This window comes from Kutzneria viridogrisea DSM 43870 (assembly GCF_000525635.1).
Lineage (GTDB): Bacteria > Actinomycetota > Actinomycetes > Mycobacteriales > Pseudonocardiaceae > Kutzneria > Kutzneria viridogrisea.
This window is the reverse complement of record NZ_CP007155.1, coordinates 6,551,449-6,577,391: the sequence shown is the minus strand read 5'-3', so window position 1 is coordinate 6,577,391 and position 25,943 is coordinate 6,551,449. Positions and strand designations below refer to the sequence as shown.

Below are 25,943 nucleotides of genomic sequence, written 5' to 3'. Positions count from 1 at the left end.
GATGACCATCGACCCCGCGCGGATCGAGGGGATCAACCGGCACGAGACGGAGTTCCTCTACGAGGAGATCTTCCGCAGGCGGACCTACCTGCCCGAGGGGCTGAGCCTGCCGCCGGGCGCGGTGGTGTTCGACGTGGGCGCGAACATCGGCGTGTACTCGCTGTTCGTGCACACAGTCAGCCCCGGTGCGCGGGTCTACGCCTTCGAGCCGCTGCCCCCGGTCTTCGCCAAGCTGGCGGCCAACCTGGCCCGGCACGGGGTGGACGGCACGGCGCTGCCGCACGGTCTGTCCGATGTGGATGGTGAGTGCGAGTTCACCTACTACCCGGGCTACACCACCATGTCCGCCCGCGCCGACTACGCGGACACGGTGGCGGAGAAGGAGTTCGTCAAGCAGCAGGTGCTCGTCGACGGGGCGCCGGAGGTCCGCGAGTACGTGGACGAACTGCTCGACGTGCGCTTCCGCGAGACCGCGCACCGGTGCCGCCTGCGCAGGCTCTCCTCGGTGCTCGACGAACTCGACGTGCCCCGCATCGACATGCTCAAGATCGACGTGCAGCGCGCCGAACTGGACGTGCTGCGCGGCATCGAGGACCGGCACTGGCCGCTGGTCGGCCAGGTGGTGCTGGAGGTGCACGACCAGCCCGGCACCGCCACGGAGGGCAGGGTGGCCCTGGTCGGCGGACTGCTCGCCGACCAGGGCCTGACCGTGACCGTGCAGCAGGAGGACCGGCTCACCGGCACCGACCGCTACACGCTGTTCGCCGTGCGCACCACGGATCGGCCCGGGGGCCAGTCCAGCTCCGGGGCCCCGGTGAGGATGGCGTGATGCACCCGGCGCAGCAGCTCGCCGGGGTGCACGCCGAACTCGTCGGCCAGCGTGCGGCGGCCCTCGTCGAACAGGGCCAGCGCGTCGGCCTGCCGGTCACTGCGGTAGAGCGCGGTCATCAGCTGTGCCCGCAACCGGTCCCGCAGCGGGTGCTCGGCGACCAGCCCGGCCAACTCCGGCAACAACTCGGCGTGCCCGCCCAGGGCCAGGTCCGCCTCGATCCGCCGTTCCAGCACCGAGATCCTGGCCTCCTCCAGGCCCGGTGCCGCCGAGCTGACCAGGCGCTCGGAGACCCCGGCCAGCGCGGGACCGTGCCACCGGTCCAGCGCTGAGCGCAGTTTCCTGCTCGCCTGTTCGTACCGGCCCAGCGCGAGCGCGGACCGGCCCAGTTCGGCGTCGGACTCGAACCGCGCCAGGTCCAGGTTGCCCTGGCCGATGTGCAGCACGTAGCCGGGGGAACGGCGCTCGATGACCGCCCCGCGCCCCAGTGCCTTGCGCAACCGGGACACGTAGGTGCAGATCTGCGCGTGCGAGGTGGCCGGCGGGTCCTGTCCCCACAGCAGGTCGCTGAGCTGGCTGTCGGACACCAACCGCTGCCCGGACAGCAGCAGCGCCGCCAGGACCGTACGCGGTTTCGACCCGTCCACCGGCAACTCGCGCAGTCCGTCGCTGACCCCGACCGGGCCGAGCACCCGGTAGTCCAGCCCGTCGGCCGGGCGCAGCGTGCCGCGCCTGCGCGCGTCCCCGGCACGCCCCGCGATTCTCCGGATCATCCGAGCACCTTGTCCTGGACCAGAATCGCCTGGTACAGGTTCCGCATTCCGCGACCCGGTTCCAGCCCCATTTCCGTCGCCAGCCGCCTGCGGGCGTGATGGAATACGTCGAGTGCCTCCTCCTGTCGTCCGTTGCGGTAGAGCGCGAGCATCAATTGCTCGCTGAACCGCTCCCGTTCCGGGTATTCCGCGGCCAGTTCGTTGAGTTCCGACACCACGCCCCTGCCGTCACCCACGGCCAGTTTCGCGGTGATCAGGTCCTCCCGTGCGCCCAGCCGCCGCTCCTCCAGCCGGGTGGCCGCCAGCCGGCACCGCATGCCGTCGCCGACATCGGGCAGCGCCGGCCCGCGCCACAGCCGCAGCGCCCGGTCCAGCAGCGCCATCGCCCGCCTCGGGTCCTGCGCCAGGCAGGCCGAGCCGCGCGCTGCCAGGTCGGTGAACTCGTGCGCGTCCACCCACTCGGTGGGCAGGTCCAGCAGGTAGCCCCCGCTGACCGTGCGCACCACCTCGTCGCCCCGGCAGCCGGTGACCGACTCCAGCAGCTTGCGCAGCCGGGTGACCGTGGCCTGCAACGCGTTGCGCGCGTTGCCCATCTGCTTGTCCGCCCACAACTCGTCGACCAGCCGCTCGGCCGACAGCGGAACCCCCGGTGCGAGGGCCAACATCGCCAGCACGGTGCGCCCCTTCACCGAGGCCACGTCGAACCTCTTCGCACCGTGCGCGATGACGACCGAACCGAGAACCAGTATCCGCATCCGCGACAACCCCCCTCTGAGTCGTCGGGGGACGGCCTCACACGCGCGAGGACCAGACCAACTCGCCTGTTCCGAGATAAGCCACCCCCCAGGTACAACCGAACACCCGGTGTAGTGCCCCCATGTCCACCGGAACCGGAAGAATTCAGACCGAATGAAAACTTCCTGCACGCATCCTAGACAGGGCGATTCGGTGGGGGAAATACCACGAGAGGTGTACGCACATACCGCCGTGGTATGCCGCCAGAAAGGTGACCCGCACTCGAAGTGTACCGGAATGCCTGGTTCCGCGCACCGCCCGTTCGCGGTGTCAGGACCGTGTCAGCGGGCCCGGACAGGATTGTCCGCAGCGGCTACGACGCTTCCGGGAGACAGTCATGACTACAGTTCGGGCGGCCAGCCTTCCGCTTTCCTCCGCGCAGAAGGACATCTGGTTCGACGAGAAGGTCAGCGGGGGCGGTGCCAGCTACAACATCGCCTGCTACTGGGACATCCGCGGCCCGCTGGACGTGGCGGTGCTGCGCGCCGCGCTCGCGCTGCTGGTGGACGAGGCGGAGTGCCTGCGCGCCCGGTTCGTCGAGGAGGTCGGGCAGCCCCGGCAGCTCGTCGAGCCGCTGATCGAGGTCCCGCTGCGCGAGGTCGACCTGGCGCAGTGCCCCGACCCGCTGGCCGCCGCGCTGGGCTGGATCGACGAGGACCTCGCGCGGCCGTTCACCGCCGAGGAGTTCCCGCTGTTCCGCATGGCCCTGCTGCGGCTGGCCCCGGACCGGGTGCTGTTCAGCATCTGCAACCACCACCTGATCTCCGACGGCTTCAGCTACCCGGTGTACTGGAACCGGCTCACCGCGCTCTACACGGCGTTGCGCGAGGGCACCTCCGTAGCCGAGGGCAGGCTCGCCTCGCTGAGCAGCCTGCTGGAGGCGGAGGCGGGCTACGCCGACTCGGCCCGCGCGGACAAGGACGCGCAGTACTGGCTCACCCGCTTCCCCGAGGAGCCGGAACTGCTCAGCCTGGCGGCCCGCGAGGCCGAGCCGGGGCCGGGCTTCTGGCGTGCCGAGCGGGAACTCGGCGAGCAGGTGCTGCGGCAGCTGCACGAGGTGTCCTGGCAGGCGCGGGTGAACTGGCAGAGCACGGTCACCGCCGCCGCGGCCGTCTACACAGGACGGTTGGCGGGCGGTGGAACCGAGGTGCTGCTGTCGATGCCGGTGCACGCCAGGGTCGGTGCCGCCATGCTCGGGATCCCCGGGATGATCAACAACTGCCTGCCGGTGGCCGTGCCGCTGAGCCAGGCGATGACCCGGCCGCGGCTGTTGCGCTCGGCGGCCGGCGAGTTGTCCCGCGCGCTCAAGCACCAGCGGTACCGGATGAGCCGGATCCGCGCCGGCATGGGGCTGCGCAGCGACGACCGCAGGCCGTTCGGGCCGTTCGTCAACTTCCTGCCGCACGTGACCCGACTGTCCATAGGGGACTGTGAGGTCACCACGCACACCCCGTCCACCGGGCTGATCGACGACTTCGAGATCGCCTTCGTGGACTCCGAGGAGGGGCTGCGCCTGATCGTCAGCGGCAACAGCGGGCGCTACACCGAGGGTGAGGTCTACGGGCACCTGAACCGGTTCGCCGGGTTCCTCGCGCGGTTCGTCGCGGCCGAGGCGGACCTGCCCGTGGGCCGGATCGGCCTGCTGGAGGCCCCCGAGCGCGCGGCCCTGCTCGCCGTGGGCGTCGGACCCGAGCGCCCGCTGGACGAGGAGGGCGTGGTCGAACGGTTCGTGGCGCACGCCCTGCGCGGGCCGAACGCCCTGGCGCTGACCGAGAACGGGAGTTCGACCAGCTACGGCACGCTCGCGCGGCGGGCCAGCGCCCTGTCCCGGCGGCTGGACCAGGACGGGCTGACCGCCGTGCTCGCCCCACGTGGCAGCGGGTTCGTCACCGGCGTGCTGGCCGCGCTGTGGCGTGGCGGCGCGTACGTGCCGCTGGACGCGACCATGCCGGTGGCCAGGATCGCCAGGACGCTGGCCGACAGCGGGGCCGGGGTGCTGCTCGTGGACGCCTCGCAGCGCGCCCTGGCGGCCGAGGTGCTCGCCACGGCTGGAGTGCCCACACGACTCGTTGTCATGGACGGGGTCGAGGACCCGTTGGACGGGCTCGCCCCGGTGTCCGGGGACCCCGCCGCGCTGGCCTACATCCTGTTCACCTCCGGCTCCACCGGTACGCCCAAGGGCGCGCTGGTGCACCGCGGCGGGCTGCTCAACCACCTGCTGGCGATGATCGAGGAACTGGACCTGTCCGCGGCCACCACGCTGGTGCACAACGCCCCGGTGACCTTCGACATCTCGGTCTGGCAGATGCTCACCCCGCTGCTGGTTGGCGGGCGGGTGCTGGTCGCCGACCGGGACACCGCCGCCGACCCCGGGCTGCTGTTCGGCTTGCTGGCGGCCGAGTCCGCCACGGTGCTGCAACTGGTGCCCTCCCTGCTGCGCGCCTCGCTGGACGCCTGGGACCTCGGCGCCGCGCAGCCGGACCTGGCCTCGCTGCGCCAGGTCGTGGTCACCGGGGAGGCGCTGCCCGCGCAACTGTGCGCCAGGTGGTTCGACCGCTTCCCGGCGGCCCCGCTGGTCAACGCCTACGGCCCCGCCGAGTGCGCCGACGACGTGACCCTGGCCAAGCTCACCTCGGCCGAGGGCTTCGCCGGGCCCGGTGCCCCGCTGGGCGAGCCGATCCGCAACCTCGCCGTGCACCTGCTCGACGACGCCATGGAGCCGGTGCTCGGCGGGGCCGTTGGCGAGATCTACGTCAGCGGGGCCGGGGTCGGCCACGGCTACCTCGGCGACCCGGTGAAGACCGCCGCCACCTTCGTGGCCGACCCGTTCGGCCCGCCGGGGACCCGCATGTACCGCACGGGCGACCTCGCGGTGCGGCGGCCCGGCAACGTGCTGGAGTTCGTGCAGCGCCGCGACCACCAGGTGAAGATCCGCGGCCACCGGGTCGAACCGGGTGAGGTCGAGGCGGCACTGCGCGCCCTGCCCTCGGTGGCCGACGCGGTGGTGGTCGCCGGTGCCGACGGCAACGGGGGCACCAGGTTGCTGGGCTATTTCGTGCCGCGGGCGGGCGGCACCGCCGAGCAGGTCCGCGGGGCGCTGAGCGCGGTGCTGCCCGGCTACCTGGTGCCCGCGGTGCTCACCCCGCTGGCGGCCCTGCCGCTGAACACCGCGGGCAAGGTCGACCGGCGCGCGCTGCCCGAGCCGGTGTCGCGCCCGGTCGCGGCCCGCACCCAGGTGCCGACCGAGGAGATCCTGTGCGCGGTCTTCGCCGAGGTGCTGAACCTGCCCTCGGTCGGGGCCGGTGCGGACTTCTTCGCCGCTGGCGGGGACAGCGTGGGCGCGATCCAGGTGGTCAGCCGCGCGCGGGCGGCCGGTCTGCTGCTGACCCCGCGCGAGGTCTTCCTGCACAAGACCCCGGCGGCACTGGCCGCGGCGGCCAGCCCGGTGGACTCGGCGCGGGCCCCGGTGCTGGCCGACGGGGTCGGCGAGGTGGACCTGACCCCGGCGGTGCACCAGTTGCGCGAGGACACCCGGGGGCTGGCCGGTCCGGTGGCCGCCTACAGCCAGCACGTGGTGTTCGAGGTGCCGGACGGGTTGGACGCCACTGGCCTGGTCACCGCGCTGGCCGGTGCCCTGGACCACCACGACGTGCTGCGGACCCGGTTGCTCGTGCCGGTGGAGAACGTGTGGCAGCTGGAGATCACCCCGCCCGGCACGGTGGACGCGGCCCAGTTGGTGCGCACCGAGGAGCTGACCGGTGCCGTGGACGAGGTGCTCGACCAGGCAAGGCGGCGGCTGGACCCCGAGCGGGGCGTCACCGTGCAGGCGGTGCTGCTCGACGGGCTCGGGCAGCGTCCGAACCGGCTGCTGCTGGTGCTGCACCACCTGGTCGTCGACGGGGTGTCCTGGCGCATCCTGTTGCCCGAACTGATGAACGCCTGGCAGGGCAGGGCGAGCTGGTCGCCGCGGGGCACCTCGGTGCGCCGGTGGGCGCGGCGGCTCACCGAGCAGGCCGCCTCGGCCCGCCTGGTCGCGGACCTGCCGCGCTGGCTGGACCAGCTGCGCGGGCAGGACCCGGCGCTGGGCAGTCGCGGGCTGGACCCCGAGCGGGACACGACCGCCACCGCGCGCGGCCTGCGCACGGAGCTGAGCCCGGAGCTGACCGAGCAGTTGCTCACCGGAGTGCCCGCGGCCTTCCACGCGGAGGTCGAGCAGGTGCTGGTGGCCGGGCTCGCGCTGGCGGTCGCGCAGTGGCGGCGCGCCAACCGGACCGCCAGCGGCGAGCTGCTGCTGGAACTGGAGGGGCACGGCCGCGACCAGTTCGGCGAGGAGCTGGACCTGTCCGGCACGGTGGGCTGGTTCACCAGCGTCTACCCGGTGCGGGTGGACGTGGGCGAACTCGGGCCGCACCAGGCGGGTGCCGCGGTCAAGCGGGTCAAGGAACAGCTGCGCGCGCTGCCCGCCGACCGCGCCGGGTTCGGCGTGCTGCGCTACCTCAACCCGCAGACCCAGCAGGCGCTCGCGCGGTTCCCCGTGCCACAGGTGGGTTTCAACTACCTGGGTCGGTTCGGCGAACAGGGCGACACCGGCGGCCTGGGCACGGCGCCGGACATGCCGCTGCGGCACGTGGTGGAGCTCGACGCCGTCGCGGTCGACCGCGCAGAGGGGCCGGTGCTGGTGGCGAACTGGCTCTGGGCGGGCGAACTGCTCACCGAGTCGGAGGCCACTGACCTGGCCGCCGCGTGGACCAGCGCGCTGGCCGCGATCGTGCGCGCCGCCGAGACCGCGGGCGGCCACACGCCCTCGGACTTCCCGCTGGTGACGCTGGAGCAGTCGGAGATCGAGGAGTACGAGCGCGACGCCGACCTGGCGGACGTGCTGCCGCTGACCCCGTTGCAGAAGGGGCTGCTGTTCCAGACCCAGTTCGACCAGCAGGGCGTGGACGCGGACACCGTGCAGGTCACCCTGGACTGCCAGGGGCCGCTGGACGTGGCCGCGCTCCAGGCGGCGGCCACCGCCCTGCTGCGCCGCCACCCCGGGCTGCGGGCCTGTTTCCGCTACCGCAGCTCCGGCGAGGCCGTGCAACTGGTCCGCACCGAGGCCGAGATCGAGATCGCCGAGGTGGACCTGAGCGGGCGGCCCGAGCAGTTGTCCGCGCTGACCGACGAGGAGTGGACCCGGCGCTTCGAGGTCACGACCGCCCCGCTGGTCCGTTTCACCGTGGTGCGCCTGGGCGGGGAGCGGTTCCGCCTGCTGGTGACCGCGCACCACATCCTCGCCGACGGCTGGTCCCTGTCGGCGGTGTTCGCCCGCGAGCTGCTCACCCTGTGGGGCAACGGGGCCGACACCTCCGCCCTGCCCGCGCTGGTGCCGCACCGGGGCTACCTGGCGTGGCTGGCCGAGCAGGACGAGCAGGCGGCCCGCGCGGCCTGGCAGGAGGAACTGGCCGGGATCGAGGAGCCGACCCGGCTGGGTCCCGACGACCGGCAGCGGATCTCCGCGCTGCCCGCGACCCTGGTGCGCAGGCTGCCCGAGCCGCTGTTCGCCGAGCTGACCGCCTGGGCCCGGGCCCGCGGCCTGACGCTCAACACGGTGTTGCAGGGCTGCTGGGCGGTGCTGCTGGGTAGGCTCACCGGCCGCGAGGACGTGGTGTTCGGCGCGGTCAACTCGGGGCGTCCCGCGGAACTGCCCGGCGCGGAGTCGATGGTGGGCGTGTTCATGCACACCCTGCCGGTCCGGGTACGGCTGGACCCGGCCCGCGGTTTCGGCGAGCTGCTGGCCGATCTCCAGCGGCGCCAGGCGGAACTGGCCGCGCACCAGCACCTGGGGCTGGGCGAGGTGCAGGCCCTGGCCGGGCTGGGCGAGCTGTTCGACACCGTGGTGACCTACCACAACTACCCGATGGACGAGCCCTCCGCGCTGAGCGGGATCGTGCCCGGCACACGGGTGCTGGACTACCAGTCCCGGGTGATCACCGACTTCCCGTTCGCGCTGGCCGCGTTCCCCGTCGACGGCCTGCGCCTGGAGGCGGAGTACCGCCCCGACGTGTTCGGCCCGGAGCAGATCTCCACGCTGCTCGACCGGTTCGAGCTGGTGCTGACCAGGGTGCTCGCCGCGCCCGACGCGCCGGTGGGGCGGCTGGACGTGCTCGGTGCCGCGGAGCGCGAGCTGATCCTCGGCACCTGGGCGGGCTCGATCCGGCAGCACCCGGACACGGTGGTCGGCGCGCGGTTCGAGGACTGGGTGCGCCGCGGCCCGGACGTGGTCGCGGCCGTGGACGCCGCGGGGGAGCACAGCTACCGGGACCTCAACGCGAGGGTGAACCGCTTGGCGCGCCTGCTGATCGGGCGCGGTGTCGGCCCGGAGCGCGTGGTGGGCCTGGCCCTGCCGCGCTCGGCGGACACGATCGTCGCGGCCATGGCCGTGCTCAAGGCCGGCGGCGCCTACCTGCCCGTGGACCCCGGCTATCCGGCCGAGCGCATCGCCCACATGGTGCGCGACGCCGCCCCGGTGCTCGTGCTGACCACCCGCGAGGTGGCCGCCTCGTTGCCCGAGCTGCCCTCGCCGACCCTCGCGCTGGATGATCAGTCCACAGTGGACTCACTGGCGGGGTTGCCGGCACAGGACGTGACGGCGGCCGAGCGGCTCGGTCCGCTGCTGCCCGCGCACGCCGCGTACGTGATCTACACCTCCGGCTCCACCGGCACGCCCCGGGGTGTTGTCGTTGACCACGGCGGTTTCCTGGCCATGATCGACAGCCTGGCCGAGTGCTTCGGCGTCACCCCGGGCACCCGCGTGCTCCAGTTCGCCTCGTACAGCTTCGACTTCTCCGTCTGGGAGATGGGCGTCGCCCTGCTGCGCGGCGGCACCGCCGTGGTCGCCGACCAGCGGCACCGCTCCGGCGGGCGGCCGCTGGCCGAGCTGATCGCCGAGCAGCGGGTGGACCTGGCCGGGCTGCCGCCCGCCGTGGTCGCCGCCTTCGACCAGGACCTCCGGCTGCCCGAGGGCATGTCCCTGGTGGTGGCCGGGGAGGCGTGCCCGCCCGAGGTGGCCCGCCGCTGGTCGGCGCGGCACCGCATGTTCAACGGCTACGGCCCCACCGAGACCGTGGTCGGCGCGACCGTCAGCGCCCCGTTGACCGGGCAGGGTCGCCCACCCATCGGGCCGCCCACCTCCGCGCACCGGGTCTACGTGCTGGACCGCACCCTGCTGCCGGTGCCCGAAGGCGTGGTCGGCGAGCTGTACGTCAACGGCTGGCTCGCCCGCTGCTACCTGGGGCGGCCGGACACGACGGCGGCCCGCTTCGTGGCCGACCCGTTCGCGCCCGGTGAGCGCATGTACCGCACCGGCGACCTGGTCCGCTGGCTGCCCGGCGGGGACCTGGACTACGTGGGCCGCAGCGACGACCAGGTGCAGCTGCGCGGGTTCCGGATCGAGCCCGCGGAGATCGAGGCCGCGCTGGAACGGCACCCCGGTGTGCTGCGGGCCGTGGTGGTGCTGCGCGAGGACGGGGCCGAGGCCGGTCTGGTGGCCTACGTGGTCACCGCCGAGGGCGTGCGCACCGAGCAGGTGCGCGAGCACCTCGCCGGGACCCTGCCCGCGCACATGGTGCCCGCGGCCTTCGTCCGGCTCGACGAGCTGCCGCTGACCCCGCAGGGCAAGGTGGACCGCGCGGCCCTGCCCGCGCCCGGCAGGGCGACCGCGGGGCGCGGCCCGCGCACCCCCGTGGAGGAGATCCTGTGCGGGATCTTCGCCGAGGTGCTCGGCCTGCCCTCGGTGGGCGTGGACGAGGACTTCTTCGACTCCGGCGGGCACTCGCTGCTGGCCACCCGCGCGGTCAGCCGGATCCGCTCCGCGCTGGCCGTGGACCTGCCCATCCGCGCGCTGTTCGAGGCCCGCACGGTCGCCGAGCTGGCCGGGCGCGTCGGCCTCGGCGGTGGCACCCGCCGCCCGCCGCTCAAGCCGGTGCCGCGCACCGAACGCGGTGGCGACCGCACGGCCCCGCTCTCGGCGGGCCAGCGGCGGCTGTGGTTCCTCAACCGCCTCGACGGGGACAAGGGCGCCTACAACGTGCCGCTGGCACTGCGCATGACCGGCCGGTTGGACACCGACGCGTTGCAGGCGGCGCTGCGGGACCTGGTGGCACGGCACGAGGTGCTGCGCTCGATCTTCCCCGACGAGGACGGGGACCCGTACCAGCGCGTGCTCGCCGAGTCCGCGGGCCACCCGCTGTTGCAGGTGACCAGGATCGGTGAGGCCGCGCTGGCCGCCGCGATGACGGCGGAGGGCAGGCGCGGGTTCGACCTCGCCGCGGCCCCGCCGCTGCGGGTCGGGTTGTTCGCGCTGGCCGAGGGCGAGCACGTGCTGCTGCTGGTGCTGCACCACATCGTGTTCGACGGCTGGTCCATCGCCCCGCTGACCCGCGACCTGCTGACCGCCTACGAGGCCCGCGCACAGGGTCGGCGTCCACAGTGGACTCCGCTGCCCGTGCAGTACGCGGACTACGCGGTGTGGCAACGGGAACTGCTCGGCAGCCCCGATCAGGAGGACAGTCTGCACCGCGAGCAGCTGGCGCACTGGACCAGCACGCTGGCCGGTCTGCCCCAGGAGGTCACCCTGCCCAGGGACTTCGACCGGCCCGAGGTGAGCAGCCGACTGGGCGGGCAGCTCACCTTCACCCTGGGCGCGGAGGTCCACCGCGGGCTCACCGAGCTGGCCACCCGCACCGGGGCGAGCCTGTTCATGGTGGTGCAGGCCGCCGTGGCCGCCGTGCTGACCAGTCTCGGCGTGGGCACCGACATCCCGTTGGGCAGCCCCGTCGCCGGTCGCACCGACTCCGCGCTGGACGAGCTGGTCGGCTTCTTCGTCAACACCGTGGTGCTGCGCACCGACACCAGCGGGGACCCCGGCTTCACCGAGTTGGTCCGCCGGGTGCGCGACACCAACCTGGCCGCCTACGGCCACCAGGACCTGCCGTTCGAGGAGGTCGTGGAGGCGCTCAACCCGGTGCGTTCGCTGTCCACCCAGCCGTTGTTCCAGGTGATGGTCGCGCTCACCGAGGGCCCTTCCGCCCCCGCCACGGCCGCGGACCTGGCCGTGCGGGCGGAGTTCGTGGCCGCGGAGACCACCAAGTTCGACGTCACCGTGGAGCTGATGGCGCCCGCCGGTGAGTCCGAGCTGAGCGGGCTGGTCAGCTACAGCCTCGACCTGTACAGCCCGGCCACCGTCGAGGAGTTCGTGAACCGGCTGCGGCGGTTCCTGCTCGCGGTGGTGCGCGAGCCCGAGCAGCGCATCGGCCAGATCGACCTGCTCACCCCGCGGGAGCGCGAGGACGTGCTGGTCACCTGGAACGACACCGCACACGCCGTGCCGGAGGCCACCCTGGTCGAGCTGTTCGAGGCACAGGTCGCGCGGACCCCGGACCGGGACGCGGTGCGCGCGGGCAGCACCGTGCTGTCCTACCGCGAGCTCAACGAGTGGGCCAACCGGCTCGCCCGGCTGCTCGTGGCCCGTGGTGCCGGTCCGGAACGGGTCGTGGCCGTGGCACTGGACCGCTCGTGGGAGCTGGTCGTCGCCCTGCTCGCGGTGCTCAAGTCCGGTGCTGCCTACCTGCCGGTCGAGCCCGATCACCCGGCGGACCGCCTGCGCGAGATGTTCGCCGGTGCGGACCCGGTGTGCCTGCTCAGCGACGCCGACATCGCCCCGCGCATGCCCGAGCTGGCGCGGCGGGTGCTGTTCGGCGAGCCGGTGCCCGAGGACGGGCGGGACCTCACCGACGCCGAGCGCACCAGCCCGCTGTGCCGGTCCAACGCGGCCTACGTGATCTACACCTCGGGGTCGACCGGCCGCCCCAAGGGCACGGTCGTGGAGCACCGGTCGGTGGTCAACTACCTGAGCTGGGCGGTGCACGAGCTGCCCTCGCTGGCGCACAGCGCGCTGCTGCACTCCCCGGTCTCCTTCGACCTCACCGTGACCGCGCTGTACGGTCCACTGCTGTCCGGCGGCTGCGTGCAGGTGGGCGAGCTGGCCGAGGGTGCGCTGCCCGCTGAGCTGGAGGTGGCCTTCGGCAAGGCCACGCCGAGCCACCTGGCGCTGCTCAACCTGTTGCCACGGCAGTACTCCCCGCGCGCCGAGCTGATGCTGGGCGGCGAGGCGCTGCCCGCTGACCAGCTCGCGGCCTGGCGGCAGGCCAATCCCGGCGCGCGCGTGATCAACGAGTACGGCCCCACCGAGACCACCGTGGGCTGCACCGCCCTGGCCATCGAGCCGGGTGCGGTCCTGCCCGAAGGCGTGATCTCGATCGGCCGTCCACTGTGGAACACGCGGATCCACGTGCTGGACGCGCGACTGCGGCCGGTCCCGCCCGGGGTGGTCGGCGGGCTGTACGTGGCCGGGGCCAACCTGGCGCGCGGCTACGCCGGTCAGCCCGGGCGCACGGCGGAGCGGTTCGTGGCCAACCCGTTCGGCGGCCCGGGCAGCCGGATGTACTGGACCGGTGACCTGGCCCGCTGGGAGCCCGACGGCACGCTGAGCTTCGCGGGGCGGGCCGACGAGCAGGTCAAGATCCGCGGCTACCGGATCGAGCCCGGCGAGGTGGCGGCCGTGCTGGCCAAGCACCCGGAGGTGGGCCAGGTCGCCGTGGTGGCCAGGGAGGACCGTCCCGGTGACCGCCAGCTGGTCGGCTACGTGGTGCCCGCCGACGGCCGCGCGCCCGACCTGGCCGCGCTGGCGGCCTTCGCCGCGGCCGGGCTGCCGGAGTACATGGTGCCCGCGGCCTTCCTCGTGCTGGACGCGCTTCCGTTGACGCCCAACGGGAAGCTGGACCGTCGCGCGCTGCCCGCTCCGCGGTTGCGGGTGGGCGAGGCGGGTGCGCCCTCGGGCTCGGTCGTGGAGCGCACGCTGTGCGAGATCATGGCCGAGGCCGTCAACCTGCCCGCGATCGGCGCCGAGGACAACTTCTTCGACGCCGGTGGCGACAGCGTGCGGGTGGTGCGGGTGGTCAGCAAGGCGCGCAAGGCCGGGCTGAAGATCACCATCGCCGACCTGTTCGCGCACCAGAGCGCCCGCGCGCTGACGGCCATGATCGAGCAGCGGGACGCACCGGCCGCGCCCGCCAGCGGCTCGGCCGCGACGGCCATGGCCGAGGCGCTGTCCGAGCAGGGCGGGGTGGACGCGGACGACCCGTTCGCCACCGTGCTGGCGATGCGCGCCGCCGGCTCGCGGGCCCCGTTGTTCTGCGTGCACAGCGGTGTGGGCTTCGCCCTGCCGTACCTGGGACTGGCCAAGCACCTGGGCCCGGACCAGCCGCTGTACGGGGTGCAGGATCCGATGATCACCGAGCTCGCCCCGCAGCCGGGCACGCTGGCCGAGGTGGCCGCCGACTACGTGCGGCGGATCAGGCGGGTCCGCCCGGTGGGGCCGTACCACCTGCTGGGCTGGTCCTTCGGCGGGCTGGTGGCCCAGGAGATGGCGGCACAGCTGGCGGCGGCGGGGGAGGAGGTCGGCGTGCTGGCCAACCTGGACGCCTACCCCAGGCTGGGGGCGGATCCCCGGGAGGACGAGCAGGCCATGTTCGGCTGGCTGCTGGAGCTCATCGGGCACGAGCGCGGCGAGTTCGGCGGGGCCGAGGTGAGCGCGCAGGACCTGCTCGCGGCGCTGCGCGCGGACAACAACCCCATGGCGGCGCTCGGTCCCGAGCGGATCGCCGCGATGATCGAGTCGATGCGCGGGCACGACCGCCTGGTGCGCGAGGCCCGACCGTCCCACTTCGGCGGGCGCATGCTGCTGTTCGCCGCGACCGGCGGGGTCGGCGAGGAGGAGCTTGAGTCCAAAGTGGACCGCTGGTGGGATCACGTCGAGGACCTGGAGGTCTACCGGGTCACCGCCGCGCACGACGACCTGATGAGCGCCGAACCCCTTGCCCAGGTGGGGGTCGTGCTCGCGGCGCAGCTCGACCGCGCGCACCGCAGGGCCAACCGGGGCGGGCGGCGGTGACCGCGCTCGTGGTGGGCGCGGCCTGGGTGGAGGTGCTGGCCATCGCGGGCAGGCGGCTGCGCCAGCTGCGCAGGGCCCCGGCCAGGCTGATCGGCATCACGGTGAACCCGCTGATCTCCATGGTGGTGCTGGGCTACCTGTTCCGCGAGGCCATCGCGGTGCCCGGGGCGGGCAGCTACCAGGAGTACCTGTTCGCCGGGGCCGTGGTGCAGGTCGGCCTGGCCGGGATCGGCCCCACCGCGCTGGCGGTGGCCACCGACCTGCGTGGCGGGCTGGTGGACCGGCTGCGGTCGATGCCGGTCAGCCGGGCCGCGGTCCCGTTCGGGCACACCGCGGCGGACCTGCTGGCGAGCCTGGTCTCGCTGGCCGTGGTGCTGGCGGTCGGCCTGCTGCTGGGCTGGCGCCCCCATGGCGGCCCGCTGGCCACCCTGGCCGGGTTCGGGCTCGCCGTGCTGTTCGCCCACCTGTCGCTGTGGGTGGGCGTGCTGATCGGCACCCGGCTGCGCAACGTGGAGTCGATCAGCTCACTGACCCAGTTCCTGGTGGTGGTGCTGCCCTTCCTGTCCACGGCCTTCCTGTCCGCGGCCAGCTTCCCGGCGGCGATCCGCCCGCTGGCCGAGTGGAACCCGATCAGCGCGGTGATGTCCTGCCTGCGCGTGCTGTGGGGCAACGACAAGTCCGCCTCGACCCCGGCCTGGCTGGTGGCCGTGGTGCTGGCCCTGCTCACCGCGCTGGTGGTCGGGTTGTGCGTACGGCGGTTCACCCTGCGAGGAGGAGACAAGCCATGACCGGCACCGTGCCCACCGAGCTGGTGGGCTGCGACCTGACCGATCCCCAGACCTACCTCGGCACCGACGTCACGGCCCTGTGGCGGGCGTTCCGGCGGCACAGCCCGGTGCACCGGCACCCGCCCAGTGGCGGCCTGCCCGGCTTCTGGGCGGTGACCCGCTACGCCGACGTGCTCGCGGTCTACCGCGACGACGAGCGGTTCACCTCCGAGCGCGGCAACGTGCTGAGCACCCTGTTGCAGGGCGAGGACTCCGCGGCGGGCAAGATGCTCGCGGTCACCGACGGGCATCGGCACCGGGAGATCCGCAAGCTGATGCTCAGGTCGTTCTCCCCGCGTGTGCTGGCCCGCCACCGCGAGTCCGTGCGTGCCAGGACCGCCGCGCTGCTGGCGGCGGCGGTGCGCGAGGAGCGGTTCGACTTCGCCACGCGGGTCGCCGACCACATCCCGATCAACACCATGGGCGACCTGATGGACGTGCCCGAGGCCGACCGGGCGAAGTTGGTCGAGTGGAACACCGAGACCCTGGGCAGCAGGCACGCCGACGGCACCCAGCTGGACGAGGTGCTGGCCCGCAACGAGATCCTGCTCTACTTCTCCGAGCTGGCCGAGCACCGCCGCCGCCACCCCGGCGAGGACGTGATCAGCGCGCTGGCCAACGGATCGGTGGACGGCGAGCCGCTCAGCGACGAGGAGGTCGTGCTCAACTGCTACAGCCTGATCCTGGGCGGGGACGAGTCCAGCAGGCTGTCCGCCACCGGCGCGGTGGTCGCGCTGGCCGAGCACCCCGAGCAGTGGCGCGCGCTCAAGGACGGGTCGGTGGGGCTGGCCGAGGCCAGTGAGGAGGTGCTGCGCTGGACCACCCCGGCCATGCACTTCGGGCGGCGCGCCCGCACCGAGGTCCAGGTCGGCGACCAGCTGATCACCGCGGGGGACATCGTCACCCTGTGGAACAGCTCGGCGAACTTCGACGAGGAGGTCTTTGCCGAGCCCGAGCGGTTCGACCTGGCCCGTACCCCGAACAAGCACCTGACCTTCGGCTACGGCCCGCACTTCTGCCTGGGCGCCTACCTGGGCCGCGCCCACGTGGAGGCCGTGCTGGAGGCCCTGCGCGAGCAGGTCGCCGAGCTCGCGCTGGCCGGGCCCGGCCACCAGATCCGCTCCAACTTCGTCTACGGCTACCTGAACCTGCCCGTCAGCTTCCGAGGAGAAAAGCGATGAGCAATCCCTTCGACGACCAGGACGGCACCTTCCTGGTGCTGGTCAACGAGGAGTTCCAGCACAGCCTGTGGCCCGCCTTCGCCGAGGTGCCCGCGGGCTGGACCGTGGCCCTTGGCGAGAGCAGCCGCGCGGAGGCCCTGTCCTACGTGGAGCGGCACTGGACCGACCTGCGCCCGCGCAGCCTGGTCGAACGGGCCGGCTGAGCGGGATGGACCTGGCGATCGAGGCGGTGGGCCTGCGCAAGACCTACCGGGACACCGAGGCGCTGGCCGGGGTGGACCTGGCGGTGCGGGCAGGCACCGTGCTCGGCCTGCTCGGCCCCAACGGCGCGGGCAAGACCACCGTGGTCCGCACGCTCACCACCCTGTCGCGGCCCGACGGCGGCACCGCCTCGGTCGCCGGGTTCGACGTACTGCGCCAGCCCACCGAGGTGCGCAGGCGCATCGGACTGGCCGGGCAGTACGTGGCGCTGGACGAGTTGCTGACCGGTACGGAGAACCTCGTGCTGCTGGGCAGGTTGCTGCACCTGGGCAGGCGCGGGGCACGGCGGCGGGCCGCACAGCTGCTGGACCGGTTCGGGCTGGCCGAGGCCGCCGACCGCCCGGTCGGCGGCTACTCCGGTGGGATGCGGCGCAGGCTGGACATCGCCGCCTGCCTGCTCGGTGAGCCCTCGGTGCTGTTCCTGGACGAGCCGACCACCGGGCTGGACCCGGCGAGCAGGCACGCGCTGTGGGCCACCGTGCGGGAGATGGTCGCCGCCGGGGTGACCGTGCTGCTGACCACGCAGTACCTGGAGGAGGCCGACCAACTCGCCGACCAGGTCGTGGTGATCGACGGCGGCCGGGTGATCGCCGAGGGCTCACCGGAGCAGCTCAAGCGCAAGGTCGGCGCGCAGTGGCTGGAGGTCGTCCTGGCCGATCCCGCCGCCCTGCCCATCGCCCGCGCCGCACTGGAGCCGGTGGCCGCCGAGATCACCGAGGCGGGGGCCTGCGTGCTGTCGGTGCGCCCGAGGGAGGGCATGGACGGGGTCGCCGACGCGGCGCTGGCCCTGCGCGGCGCGGGCGTGCGGCTGACCGGGTTCGCCGTGCGCGCACCCACCCTGGACGACGTCTTCTTCGACCTCGTCGGGCAGCGGACCGCGGGGTAGCCGGTGGTCCGGATCCACTTCACCGCCGAGGACCTCGGCCGGATCACGCTGCGGGTCACCCTCGGCCCGCTGGCGCAGTCGGTGCTGGCACTGGGCGCGCTGGGCAGGTCGGGGGTGGCGCCGCACGGCCCGTGGCGCAGCAGGGTCACCGCCCAGCTGCGCGGGCAGCCCGCGTTGGCGGGCCTGCTCACCGCCGGTCCGGTGGACGGTTTGTCGGTACTGCTTGAGGATCCCGCCCGGAGCGCGGCGCTGCTTGGCCTGTGGCGGGTGGCCGTCGCGCCCTACTGGGACCGCATGGCCGGTCAGCTCACCGCCGAGTGCGCGGTGCGCGGGCGGGCCGCGATGTCCGAGGGGGTCCCGGCGCTGCTGTCCACCCTGCACACCAGGATCGAGTGGTCCGCGCCCGTGCTCGAACTGCCCGGCCAGGACCTGACCGTGCGGCTGCGCGGTCGCGGGCTCGTGCTGTGCCCCTCGCTGTTCCCGCTGCCCAGCGGCGGGCTGTTCCTGGACGGGGACCGCCCCGCCCTGCTGTTCGCCGCCCCGCCCGACCGGGCCACCGCGGAGTGGATCTTCGGTGCCGCGGCGGAGGGGCCGGGGGCACTGGGCTCGCTGGTCGGCCACACCAGGGCCGCCGTGCTGCGCGAGCTGACCGCCACCCGCAGTACCGGGGAACTCGCCGAGCGGCTGGGCATCTCCCCGGCGGGGGCCAGCCAGCACACCACCGTGCTGCGGCACAGCGGGCTGATCGCCACCCGCCGGGTGCGCAACCGCGTGCTGCACTCGCTCACCCCGCTCGGACAGGCCCTGCTGCGCGGGCGCAGTTGGACGACCGCGCCCGCGCACCGGGCTCACACCGCGTCCGCCGACCAGCCCCGGTAGGACCGCCTGCCGTACAGCAGCGGGCCGGGGCCGTGCCGGGTCGCGGTCGCGCGGACCTCGCCGAAGACGATCAGGTGGCTGCCCACGTCCTCGGTCCGTACGACCCGGCAGTCGGCGATCGCGTGGGCCTGCCGCACCAGGTGCGGTCCGGCGGCGCCCTCGGGCAGTTCCCAGTCCACCAGCTCGAACCGGTCCGCGGCCCCGGAGGCGAACAGCTCCGCGGTGCGCCTGGCCCGCTCGTGCAGCAGGTTCACGGTGAACGCCCCCTGCCGCAGCACCTCGGCCAGCGTGGGGCTCTGCGCGCGCAGGCACACCAGCAGGGTGGGCGGGTCCAGGCTGAGGCTGCACAGGGAGGTGCAGGTCATGCCCCTCGGCTCACCCAGCTCCCCGAGCGTGGTCACCACCGCGACCCCGGTCGGGAACTCCGCCATCAGCGAGCGGAACCCGTTGGGGTCCACCGTCTTGCTCAGCGAGGTCGACTCGGTCATCACACGCCTTCCTCCTGTCGGACGGCGATCGGCCGCCCGCGTGCCTGCACCCGGTCGAGCAAGGTCAGCAGCGGACCGGTCATCCCGGTGCTCACCAGCGCCATCACCACCAGCGCGAGGAACAGCGGCGGGGTCAGCAGGTGCGCCTGCAACCCGACCTGGAGCACGATCAGCTCGGTCAGGCCGCGGGTGTTCACCAGCACGCCGACGCGCAGGCCGTCCCAGTGCGTGCACCCGCCCAGCCGCGCGCCGAGGTGACCGCCCGCCACCTTGGCCGCCACGCCCAGCAGCACGGTCAGCGCGACCAGTGCCCAGGGCGCCGTCGTGAACGCCTTGCTCACCACGGTGATCCCGGTGAGCACGAAGAAGACCGGCACCAGCACCCGGCCGATCCGCGACACCGAGGACACGGCCCTGGCCCAGTGCGGCTCGGCGCTGGCGGGTGTGCTGAGCCCGGCCAGCACCGCGCCGACCACCGCCGTGAGGCCGAAGCTCTCCGTGGTGAAGGCGAACGCGAGTGCGACCGCGCCCAGCAGCACCGCCACCGCCACCGGCCGCCTCGCGCACAGGGCCGAGACGGCCCCGGTGCGCAGCACACGCCGCAGCAGCAGGGCCGCGAGCGCGGCGCCGCCGAGCACCGCCAGTGCGCGCAGGAACCCAGCTGTGGAGCCGGATCCGAGCGCGACGGCGAGCGCGAGCAGCAGCCAGCAGGCCGCGTCGATGGCGATCGAGGAGGACAGGGCGAGCCTGCCCACCGCGGTGCCGTCGATGCCCCGATCGGTCAGGATCCTGGCCAGCACCGGCACGGCCGTGATCGCCAGCGTGACCGCGACCATCAGCACGAAGGCCCCCGTTGGCGCCGTGCCCAGCAGCACGGGGTCGCCGGTGCCCAGTACGAGCAGGGCCAGCAGCCCGCCCGCGGCCAGCGCGGGCAGGAAGGCCCCGGCCGTCACCCAGCCGATCGCCCCGGCGCGGGGCCGGTCCGAGCCCAGTCGCAGTTCGCGCGCCAGCCCGAACAGGAACAGCGCCAGCCCGGCCTGGGTGAGCAGGCCCAGGTCCTCGAGCACCCGCTGGGGCAGCACCTGGGCGAAGGCCCCGGGCCCGAGCAGCGCGAGCAGTGCGGGCCCGGCGGCCAGCCCGGCGAGGATCTCGCCGATGACCTCCGGCTGGCGGGCCCGCCTGGCCCCGAACCGTCCGATGAGGACGATCGGGACCACGGCGGCGAGCACCGCCAGCGCGTGGCCGGTGCGCAGCAGCACCTCGGTCACGGTCATCGGTCTACTTCCCGTGCAGCTGGCGCAGGTAGTCGTAGGTGGAGGGCAGGGTGGCCAGCAACCGCTCCTGCTCGCGCCTGATCTCGGCGAAGACCGAGTCCACCGACTCGCTCGCCTCCTGCCGGTAGGCCAGCGAGGGCAGTGGGTGCTCGGGCAGGAAGTCCATGCCCGCGAACATGCAGTAGTAGTTGGCGTTGCTCCAGAAGTTGCGGAACTCCGCCTCGAAGTTGCCGTAGTAGCCGGACTCGTCGGTGGCGGGCAGGCTCACCGGCAGGCCCGCCCTGTAGGTGGCCACCTTCTGCCGGTAGGCCGGGGCCAGCTCCAGTTCCTTGCAGGCCCGCCAGTACGGGGTGTCCTCGCGCGGGGCGAAGCTGAAGTGCCCCTGGATGAAGTCCCTGGTGTCGTCGAACATCGTCTCGATCTCGTGGTTGAACTGCTCGGTGAGCACCGGCTCGAACCGCTTGTCCGGGAAGTGCTTCACCAGGTGGTGCAGTGCCGCGTAGACGAAGTAGATGCCGGTGGACTCCAGCGGTTCCAGGAAGCAGGAGGCCAGCCCGATGCTCACGCAGTTCTTCACCCAGGCCCTGCGGTTGCGGCCCACCCGGAACCGCACGTGGTTGAGCGGCTGGGTCTCCGGGTCCAGCCCCCACATCCGGCAGAACTCCTCGGTGGCCTCGTCCTGGGTGCTGAACCGGCTGGAGTAGACGTAGCCGGTGCCGAACCGGCCCAGCATGGGGATCTTCCAGGTCCAGCCCGAGGACATGGCGATGGCCGAGGTGAACGGCTCCACCCCGTTCGCGGCGTCGTCGTGCGGCACGGCGGTGGCCACGGCGCGGTCGTTGAGCAGGTGGTCGCCCATGTCCAGGAAGGGCTCGCGCAGCAACTGGTTGATCAGCAGCCCGCGGAAGCCGGAGCAGTCGATGAACAGGTCGCCCTCGATGGTGCGGCCGTCCTCGGTGTGCAGCCTGGTGATGTGCCCGCGCTGGTCCACCTCCGCGGAGGTCATCGTGCCCTGCAGGTGCACCGCGCCCTGCTTCTCGGTGGCGAACCTGCGCAGGAAGTCGGCCACCAGGTGGGCGTCGAAGTGCCAGGCGTAGCTCGCCCAGCGCGTGCCGTCGCTGTGCCTTGGCGAGAGCTTGGCGTCGAACACCGGCGGCTGCCGGTAGCAGGCGTAGTCGAAGGGCACGTCGGTCTGCCCCGCCAGCTTGCGCTGCACCCAGTACTGGGACAGCGGCAGCCCGGCGTGGTCGGGCAGCAGCCCGAAGAGGTGGTCGAAGTGGTCGCGCCCGCCCTCGTGCGGCCGGGGCTCGGCCTGGCCGGGGCCGGGGGTGCGCCAGTTGACGAAGCGGATGCCCATCTTGAAGCTGGCGTTGCACTCCCGCATCCACTCCTCCTCGGGGATGCCGAGGAAGTCGAAGAACACCTTGTGCAGGTTCGGGATGGTGGCCTCGCCGACGCCGATCTTCGGGATCGCGGGCGCCTCCAGCACGGTGATCCTGGCGGAGGGCCCCAGCGCGCGGCCCAGGTAGGCGGCGGCCATCCAGCCCGCCGTCCCACCGCCGAGCACCACGACGTCATTGATGCGGTGGTCGTTCATCAGCACACTCCAGATCGGTGATTGTTTACCCGGAAACGGGCACACCGGTTCTCGGCGACACGGCACGAGAACGGGGCGGTGACAATTCGAGTCGCTGTCGACGGTACCCGCGGTGGCGGTATGGATTCAACGCGTGCACGGTATGTTCGCCGGGCTCGCGGCCAGGGTTTATATATTTCTGCTCTACTTCCTCGATGCCCGCACAAAGAAGCGCGACCGTGGTCACGGTCGCGCTCGGGGCAGGGCTGGTCCGGGTTCAGCGCACGAGCACCGGCCCGTCGCCCGGCCGGTGGTCCCGGGAACGGCGCAGGTCGCGCAGCGAGAAGCTGCGCTGCAACCAGCGGTCCCGGCCGTCGTAGCGCGGGGTGAACGCGGTCCTGCCGTGCAGGGCCACGTGGTTGTCCACGATCGCCAGGTCGCCGGGGGCCGGGTAGTAGGTGTCGGCCGTGTTCGACAGCGCGGCGTGCAGCTCCAGCAGCGCCTCGCCCGCGGACTCGGTCAGCGGCCGGGTCGCGGCGAAGTCGACCACGATGTCAGGGTCCTCGGGGTCCCCGCCGAGCACGGCGTGCGCGGGGGCGTCCTGGCCCGAGCCGAAGGAGGGCGGCGGGGAGGTGACGAACTCCGCGCGGTGCAGTGCCCGCAGGCAGGAGGCCGACAGCTGGGGCCTGGCGCGGCGGATGCAGGCCACCCGCAGGCCCGCCACCCGCTCGTGGTCGGCGCGCAGGCACAGCAGCAGCACGTAGTCCGGGCGGTGCCGATGGAACGCGTTCTCGTTGTGCAGGGAGAGCAGCACCGAGCCCTCGTTGCCCTGGAAGTTCTCGTTGCCGGGCACCGGGACCACGTCCTGTACCAGCGCGCCCGACTTCTCGGCCAGGAAGGCCGCCGGGTCGCCAAGCCCGCAGGCGAACATGGTCAGCAGCGCGGCGGGCACCGTGGGCGCCAGCTGCACCGAGCCGCTGGCCGAGGGCGTGTCCGGCAGCAGGGACTCGTCCACCGGCAGCCCACGCACCAGCAGTGCGCCCTCGGCCCCGGAATCGCGCCGGAATCGCGCGAGTCGTCTGCGGGCGGCGGCCGGGAGGTCCTGCCAGCCCGCGCTCGCCGCCTCCGTCCACTCGGGTGAGTTCAGCCCGTTCCGGCCCGAGGGGAGCAGTTTTCGTGCTACTTCTCCGACGGTATTCCGTTCTGCCTCGGACAGGACGAGAATGGGCGTGGAAAAGCCGATGTCATCGGTGATGGACACGGTGTCTCCTGGATGACCGGGATGAAGAGCTGGCTTTCGAGGGTAGTTTCGCGCGACCGCGTGCCGCCAGGAGATTAAGCCGGGGACGAAAGACCCAGGCCGGTCGGCCGGTCGCGGGATGTCAGTTGACAGCTCGACCAGGCACCTGTCAGTCTCGTCTTACACGTGAAGCGCCCCGCGGCGGGCGCTCGGGGGACGGGCGGCCGGCGCGGGGATCCGCCGGGGACGCGCCCGAGGGGTGAGAAGGGGTGGGGTACGTGCAGAACAAGTCAGTCACGGTGCGCGCGGCGAGGTGGAGCGCGCGCCACCCGTGGACCGCGATCATCGGCTGGGTGGTCTTCGTCGCGCTGTGCCTGGTCGCGGGCAGCGCGATCGGCAGCCACGCGGCGACCAACCGGGACTTCGGCGTCGGCGAGGCCGGTCGCATGGAGGCGATGGCCGAGGACAACGGGCTGACCCTGGCCGCCGTCGAACAGATCCTGATCACCGCACCGAGCGGATCACTGGACCGGGCCCAGGCACAGGCCGTGGCCGCCGAGATCAGCCAGCGCATGGGTGCCCTGCCCGCGGTGGCCTCGGTGGACCCGCCGGTGGTTTCCGCCGATGGCTCCGCGATCTCCGTGCCGGTCACCATGAAGGGCGACGCCCGCGAGGCCGCCAGCCACGTGGACACCCTGCTCAGGCAGACCGCCGAGGTGCAGAAGGCCCACCCTGGCCTGCGCGTGGAGGAGACCGGCCGCGGCTCCACTGGCAAGGGGCTCAACGAGCAGCGCGCCAGCGACCTGGCCCTGTCGGAGAAGATCACGCTGCCCATCACGCTGGTGATCCTGTTGCTGGTGTTCGGTTCCCTGCTCACCGCGGGCGTACCGGTGCTGCTGGCCATCACCGCCATCGCCGGCACCATGGGCCTGTACTCGATCGCCTCGCACGTCTTCCCGGACGCCGGTGTGGCCAACCAGGTCATCCTGCTGCTGGGCATGGCGGTGGGCGTGGACTACGCGCTGTTCTACGTCAAGCGGGTCCGCGAGGAGCGGGAGCGCGCGGGCGGGCAGATCAGCTCCCAGGCGGCGGTCGAGCTGGCCGCGGCCACCTCGGGTCGGGTCGTGGTGATGTCCGGGCTCGCCGTGATCGCCTCCACCGCCTGCCTGTTCCTGGCCGACGACGTGATCTTCTCCTCGCTGGCGGCTGGCACGATCATCGTGGTGCTGGTCGCCATGATCAGCTCGCTGACCGTGCTGCCCGCCCTGCTCACCAAGCTGGGCAAGCGCATGGACTCGCAGCTGCCCTTCCTGCGCCGCAAGCGCTCCGCGGGTGGCGGCCGGCGCTGGAACGCGCTGCTGCGCCCCGCGATGACGCACCCGGTCGCCACCCTGGTGATCGCCACCCTGGCCATGCTGCTGCTGGCGCTGCCCGGGCTGGGCATGAAGCTGGGCACGCCCGGTGAGGACACCTACTCCCGCGAGATCCCGGCGTTGCAGGTGGCCGACCGGCTCGACGCGGCCTTCCCGGCCCAGAAGGTCACCAACACGATCGGCCTGCACTCCACCGAGCTCGACGGCCAGCAGATCCGCGCCGCGTTGCAGGGCCTGGTCCGCACCACCTCGACCGACCCGTTGTTCGCGGGCAACACCGCACCGCGCATCCGCATCGCCAGCGACGGCCACACCGGGACCCTCGACCTGGGCACCCCGTTCACGGCCAGCACCCGGCAGGCCAGCGACGCACTGCACGTGCTGCGCCAGCGCTACGTGCCGCAGGCCTTCGGCGCGCTGCCCGGCGCGCGGTACGCGGTCTCCGGTGACGTGGCCCGCGACCAGGACTACACCCAGCACCAGAACGAGCAGCTGCCCTGGGTGCTGCTGGTCGTCCTGCTGGTCACCTTCCTGGTCACCGCCTTCGTGTTCCGCTCAGTGGTGATCGCCTTCTTCGGCACCCTGCTGACCATGCTGTCCACCGCGGGCGCCCTGGGCGGGCTGGTGCTGCTGTTCCAGAGCTCCTTCTCCACCGCACTGTTCGGCGCCGACTCCGCGGGCTTCATCGGGTCCCGGGTCCCGCTGTTCCTGATCGTGATCCTGTTCGGACTGTCCATGGACTACCAGATCTTCGTGGTCAGCCGGATCCGCGAGGCGGTGCTGCGCGGGGTGCCCACCCGCCGCGCGGTGGCCGAGGGCATCGCCAGTTCGGCCAGCGTGGTCACCGGCGCCGCGGTCGTGATGGTCTCGGTGTTCGCCAGCTTCACCTTCCTGCACCTGCTTGAGGTCAAGCAGACCGGCTACGCGCTGGTGCTGGGTGTGCTGCTGGACGCGGTGGTGGTGCGCATCCTCATCCTGCCCGCGCTGCTGGCCCTGCTGGGCCGCGCCAGCTGGTGGCCCTCCCGCGCCGCGCGCAGGGCGGCCACCGCGCCTGCGCCCGCCGAGACCACCGCCAGGCTGAGCCAGCCGATCCGGTAGTGCACAACCGATCGGCTCTCCAGCGCGATGTCCCGGGATCCCCCTTCTCCGGGACATCGCGCGCCGCCGTCGCCCCCTATGGGAAAAATATAGGAGCCCGTATAGGTCCCGGTGCGAGTCTCCTCCCGCGGGCCACCGGACCGGCCCGCCAATCACGCGGGAGAGACGAACATGACCACTGCGAATGCCAACGCGTCCACCGGTGTCGGCGACGAGCTGCGGGCCAAGGTGAAGGAGATCGTCTGCGAGATCCTGGAGATCGACTCCGAGGAGATGACCGGGGAGAGCCTGTTCAAGGAGGACCACGGCGCTGACTCGATGGGTGCCATCGAGATCCTGTCCTCCCTGGAGCGCACCCTCGGCGTGGACATCGACCAGAGCGAGCTCGCCCGCATGGTCAACCTCGACGGGGTCATCGCCGTCGTCGCCGAGGCCATGGCCGCCTGAGCCGACACCGAGCAGGGGGGA

General features: G+C 72.9%; 15 protein-coding genes. 9 read left to right on the top strand and 6 right to left on the bottom strand.

Going from position 1 to position 25,943, the window contains the following annotated elements; translation table 11 throughout:
• Nucleotide 1: 1 nt before the first annotated feature.
• The gene (locus KALB_RS29035; protein ID WP_042220899.1) at nt 2–829 is read left to right on the top strand and encodes an FkbM family methyltransferase; all 828 of its coding nucleotides are present in this window, start codon (nt 2–4) and stop codon (nt 827–829) included.
• Here KALB_RS29035 and KALB_RS29030 read toward each other — a convergent pair.
• Both KALB_RS29030 and KALB_RS29025 read right to left on the bottom strand, forming a co-directional pair.
• Entirely contained in the window at nt 751–1,602 is an 852-nt protein-coding gene (locus KALB_RS29030) for an AfsR/SARP family transcriptional regulator (RefSeq protein ID WP_081789582.1), read from the bottom strand. The genes KALB_RS29035 and KALB_RS29030 overlap by 79 nt on opposite strands.
• On the bottom strand, nt 1,599–2,357 hold the full coding sequence (locus KALB_RS29025; protein WP_025359195.1) for an AfsR/SARP family transcriptional regulator: 759 nt from the start codon (nt 2,355–2,357) through the stop codon (nt 1,599–1,601). Before KALB_RS29025 ends, KALB_RS29030 begins: the two co-directional genes overlap by 4 nt.
• A gap of 377 nt (nt 2,358–2,734) precedes the next feature.
• Here KALB_RS29025 and KALB_RS29020 point away from each other — a divergent pair, with 377 nt between their 5' ends.
• Genes KALB_RS29020 through KALB_RS28995 form a run of 6 tightly spaced genes read left to right on the top strand, consistent with a single transcriptional unit; the run spans nt 2,735 to nt 18,426 of the window.
• A complete protein-coding gene (locus KALB_RS29020; protein ID WP_025359194.1) occupies nt 2,735–14,392 on the top strand; it encodes an amino acid adenylation domain-containing protein in 11,658 nt (3,885 codons plus the stop codon).
• A complete protein-coding gene (locus tag KALB_RS29015; RefSeq protein WP_030108598.1) occupies nt 14,389–15,180 on the top strand; it encodes an ABC transporter permease in 792 nt (263 codons plus the stop codon). The genes KALB_RS29020 and KALB_RS29015 overlap by 4 nt, the downstream gene beginning before the upstream one ends.
• A complete protein-coding gene (locus KALB_RS29010) occupies nt 15,177–16,400 on the top strand; it encodes a cytochrome P450 (RefSeq protein ID WP_025359192.1) in 1,224 nt (407 codons plus the stop codon). Before KALB_RS29015 ends, KALB_RS29010 begins: the two co-directional genes overlap by 4 nt.
• Nucleotides 16,397–16,603 (top strand): MbtH family protein, encoded by a 207-nt coding sequence (locus KALB_RS29005; RefSeq protein WP_025359191.1) that lies wholly within the window; start codon nt 16,397–16,399, stop codon nt 16,601–16,603. Before KALB_RS29010 ends, KALB_RS29005 begins: the two co-directional genes overlap by 4 nt.
• Nucleotides 16,604–16,608: 5 nt before the next feature.
• Nucleotides 16,609–17,547: an ATP-binding cassette domain-containing protein gene (locus KALB_RS29000; protein WP_025359190.1), complete on the top strand. Its 939-nt coding sequence runs from the start codon at nt 16,609–16,611 to the stop codon at nt 17,545–17,547.
• 3 nt (nt 17,548–17,550) lie between these two features.
• Entirely contained in the window at nt 17,551–18,426 is an 876-nt protein-coding gene (locus tag KALB_RS28995) for an ArsR/SmtB family transcription factor (protein ID WP_025359189.1), read from the top strand.
• Here KALB_RS28995 and KALB_RS28990 read toward each other — a convergent pair.
• The 4 genes from KALB_RS28990 to KALB_RS28975 form a co-directional block, all read right to left on the bottom strand.
• A complete protein-coding gene (locus KALB_RS28990; RefSeq protein WP_025359188.1) occupies nt 18,396–18,914 on the bottom strand; it encodes a flavin reductase family protein in 519 nt (172 codons plus the stop codon). The genes KALB_RS28995 and KALB_RS28990 overlap by 31 nt on opposite strands.
• Complete coding sequence (locus KALB_RS28985) at nt 18,914–20,188, bottom strand: cation:proton antiporter (protein ID WP_025359187.1); 1,275 nt, start codon at nt 20,186–20,188, stop codon at nt 18,914–18,916. The genes KALB_RS28990 and KALB_RS28985 overlap by 1 nt, the downstream gene beginning before the upstream one ends.
• 4 nt (nt 20,189–20,192) lie before the next feature.
• Nucleotides 20,193–21,785 (bottom strand): tryptophan halogenase family protein, encoded by a 1,593-nt coding sequence (locus KALB_RS28980; protein WP_025359186.1) that lies wholly within the window; start codon nt 21,783–21,785, stop codon nt 20,193–20,195.
• 256 nt (nt 21,786–22,041) lie between these two features.
• Nucleotides 22,042–23,025: a Fe(II)-2OG oxygenase family protein gene (locus tag KALB_RS28975; protein WP_025359185.1), complete on the bottom strand. Its 984-nt coding sequence runs from the start codon at nt 23,023–23,025 to the stop codon at nt 22,042–22,044.
• A 257-nt stretch (nt 23,026–23,282) separates the two neighbouring features.
• On the opposite strand from KALB_RS28975, the gene KALB_RS28970 reads away from it, so the two are divergent.
• On the top strand, nt 23,283–25,475 hold the full coding sequence (locus KALB_RS28970; protein ID WP_035967626.1) for an MMPL family transporter: 2,193 nt from the start codon (nt 23,283–23,285) through the stop codon (nt 25,473–25,475).
• A gap of 171 nt (nt 25,476–25,646) precedes the next feature.
• Entirely contained in the window at nt 25,647–25,922 is a 276-nt protein-coding gene (locus KALB_RS28965) for an acyl carrier protein (RefSeq protein ID WP_025359183.1), read from the top strand.
• The last annotated feature ends 21 nt before the right edge of the window (nt 25,923–25,943 follow it).

What these genes read in the sequence shown, in the direction of transcription:
- KALB_RS29035 (WP_042220899.1), top strand. Translation starts at nt 2, where the DNA reads ATGACCATCGACCCCGCGCGGATCGAGGGGATCAACCGGCACGAGACG.
- KALB_RS29030 (WP_081789582.1), bottom strand. Translation starts at nt 1,602, where the DNA reads ATGATCCGGAGAATCGCGGGGCGTGCCGGGGACGCGCGCAGGCGCGGC.
- KALB_RS29025 (WP_025359195.1), bottom strand. Translation starts at nt 2,357, where the DNA reads ATGCGGATACTGGTTCTCGGTTCGGTCGTCATCGCGCACGGTGCGAAG.
- KALB_RS29020 (WP_025359194.1), top strand. Translation starts at nt 2,735, where the DNA reads ATGACTACAGTTCGGGCGGCCAGCCTTCCGCTTTCCTCCGCGCAGAAG.
- KALB_RS29010 (WP_025359192.1), top strand. Translation starts at nt 15,177, where the DNA reads ATGACCGGCACCGTGCCCACCGAGCTGGTGGGCTGCGACCTGACCGAT.
- KALB_RS29005 (WP_025359191.1), top strand. Translation starts at nt 16,397, where the DNA reads ATGAGCAATCCCTTCGACGACCAGGACGGCACCTTCCTGGTGCTGGTC.
- KALB_RS29000 (WP_025359190.1), top strand. Translation starts at nt 16,609, where the DNA reads ATGGACCTGGCGATCGAGGCGGTGGGCCTGCGCAAGACCTACCGGGAC.
- KALB_RS28990 (WP_025359188.1), bottom strand. Translation starts at nt 18,914, where the DNA reads ATGACCGAGTCGACCTCGCTGAGCAAGACGGTGGACCCCAACGGGTTC.
- KALB_RS28985 (WP_025359187.1), bottom strand. Translation starts at nt 20,188, where the DNA reads ATGACCGTGACCGAGGTGCTGCTGCGCACCGGCCACGCGCTGGCGGTG.
- KALB_RS28980 (WP_025359186.1), bottom strand. Translation starts at nt 21,785, where the DNA reads ATGAACGACCACCGCATCAATGACGTCGTGGTGCTCGGCGGTGGGACG.
- KALB_RS28965 (WP_025359183.1), top strand. Translation starts at nt 25,647, where the DNA reads ATGACCACTGCGAATGCCAACGCGTCCACCGGTGTCGGCGACGAGCTG.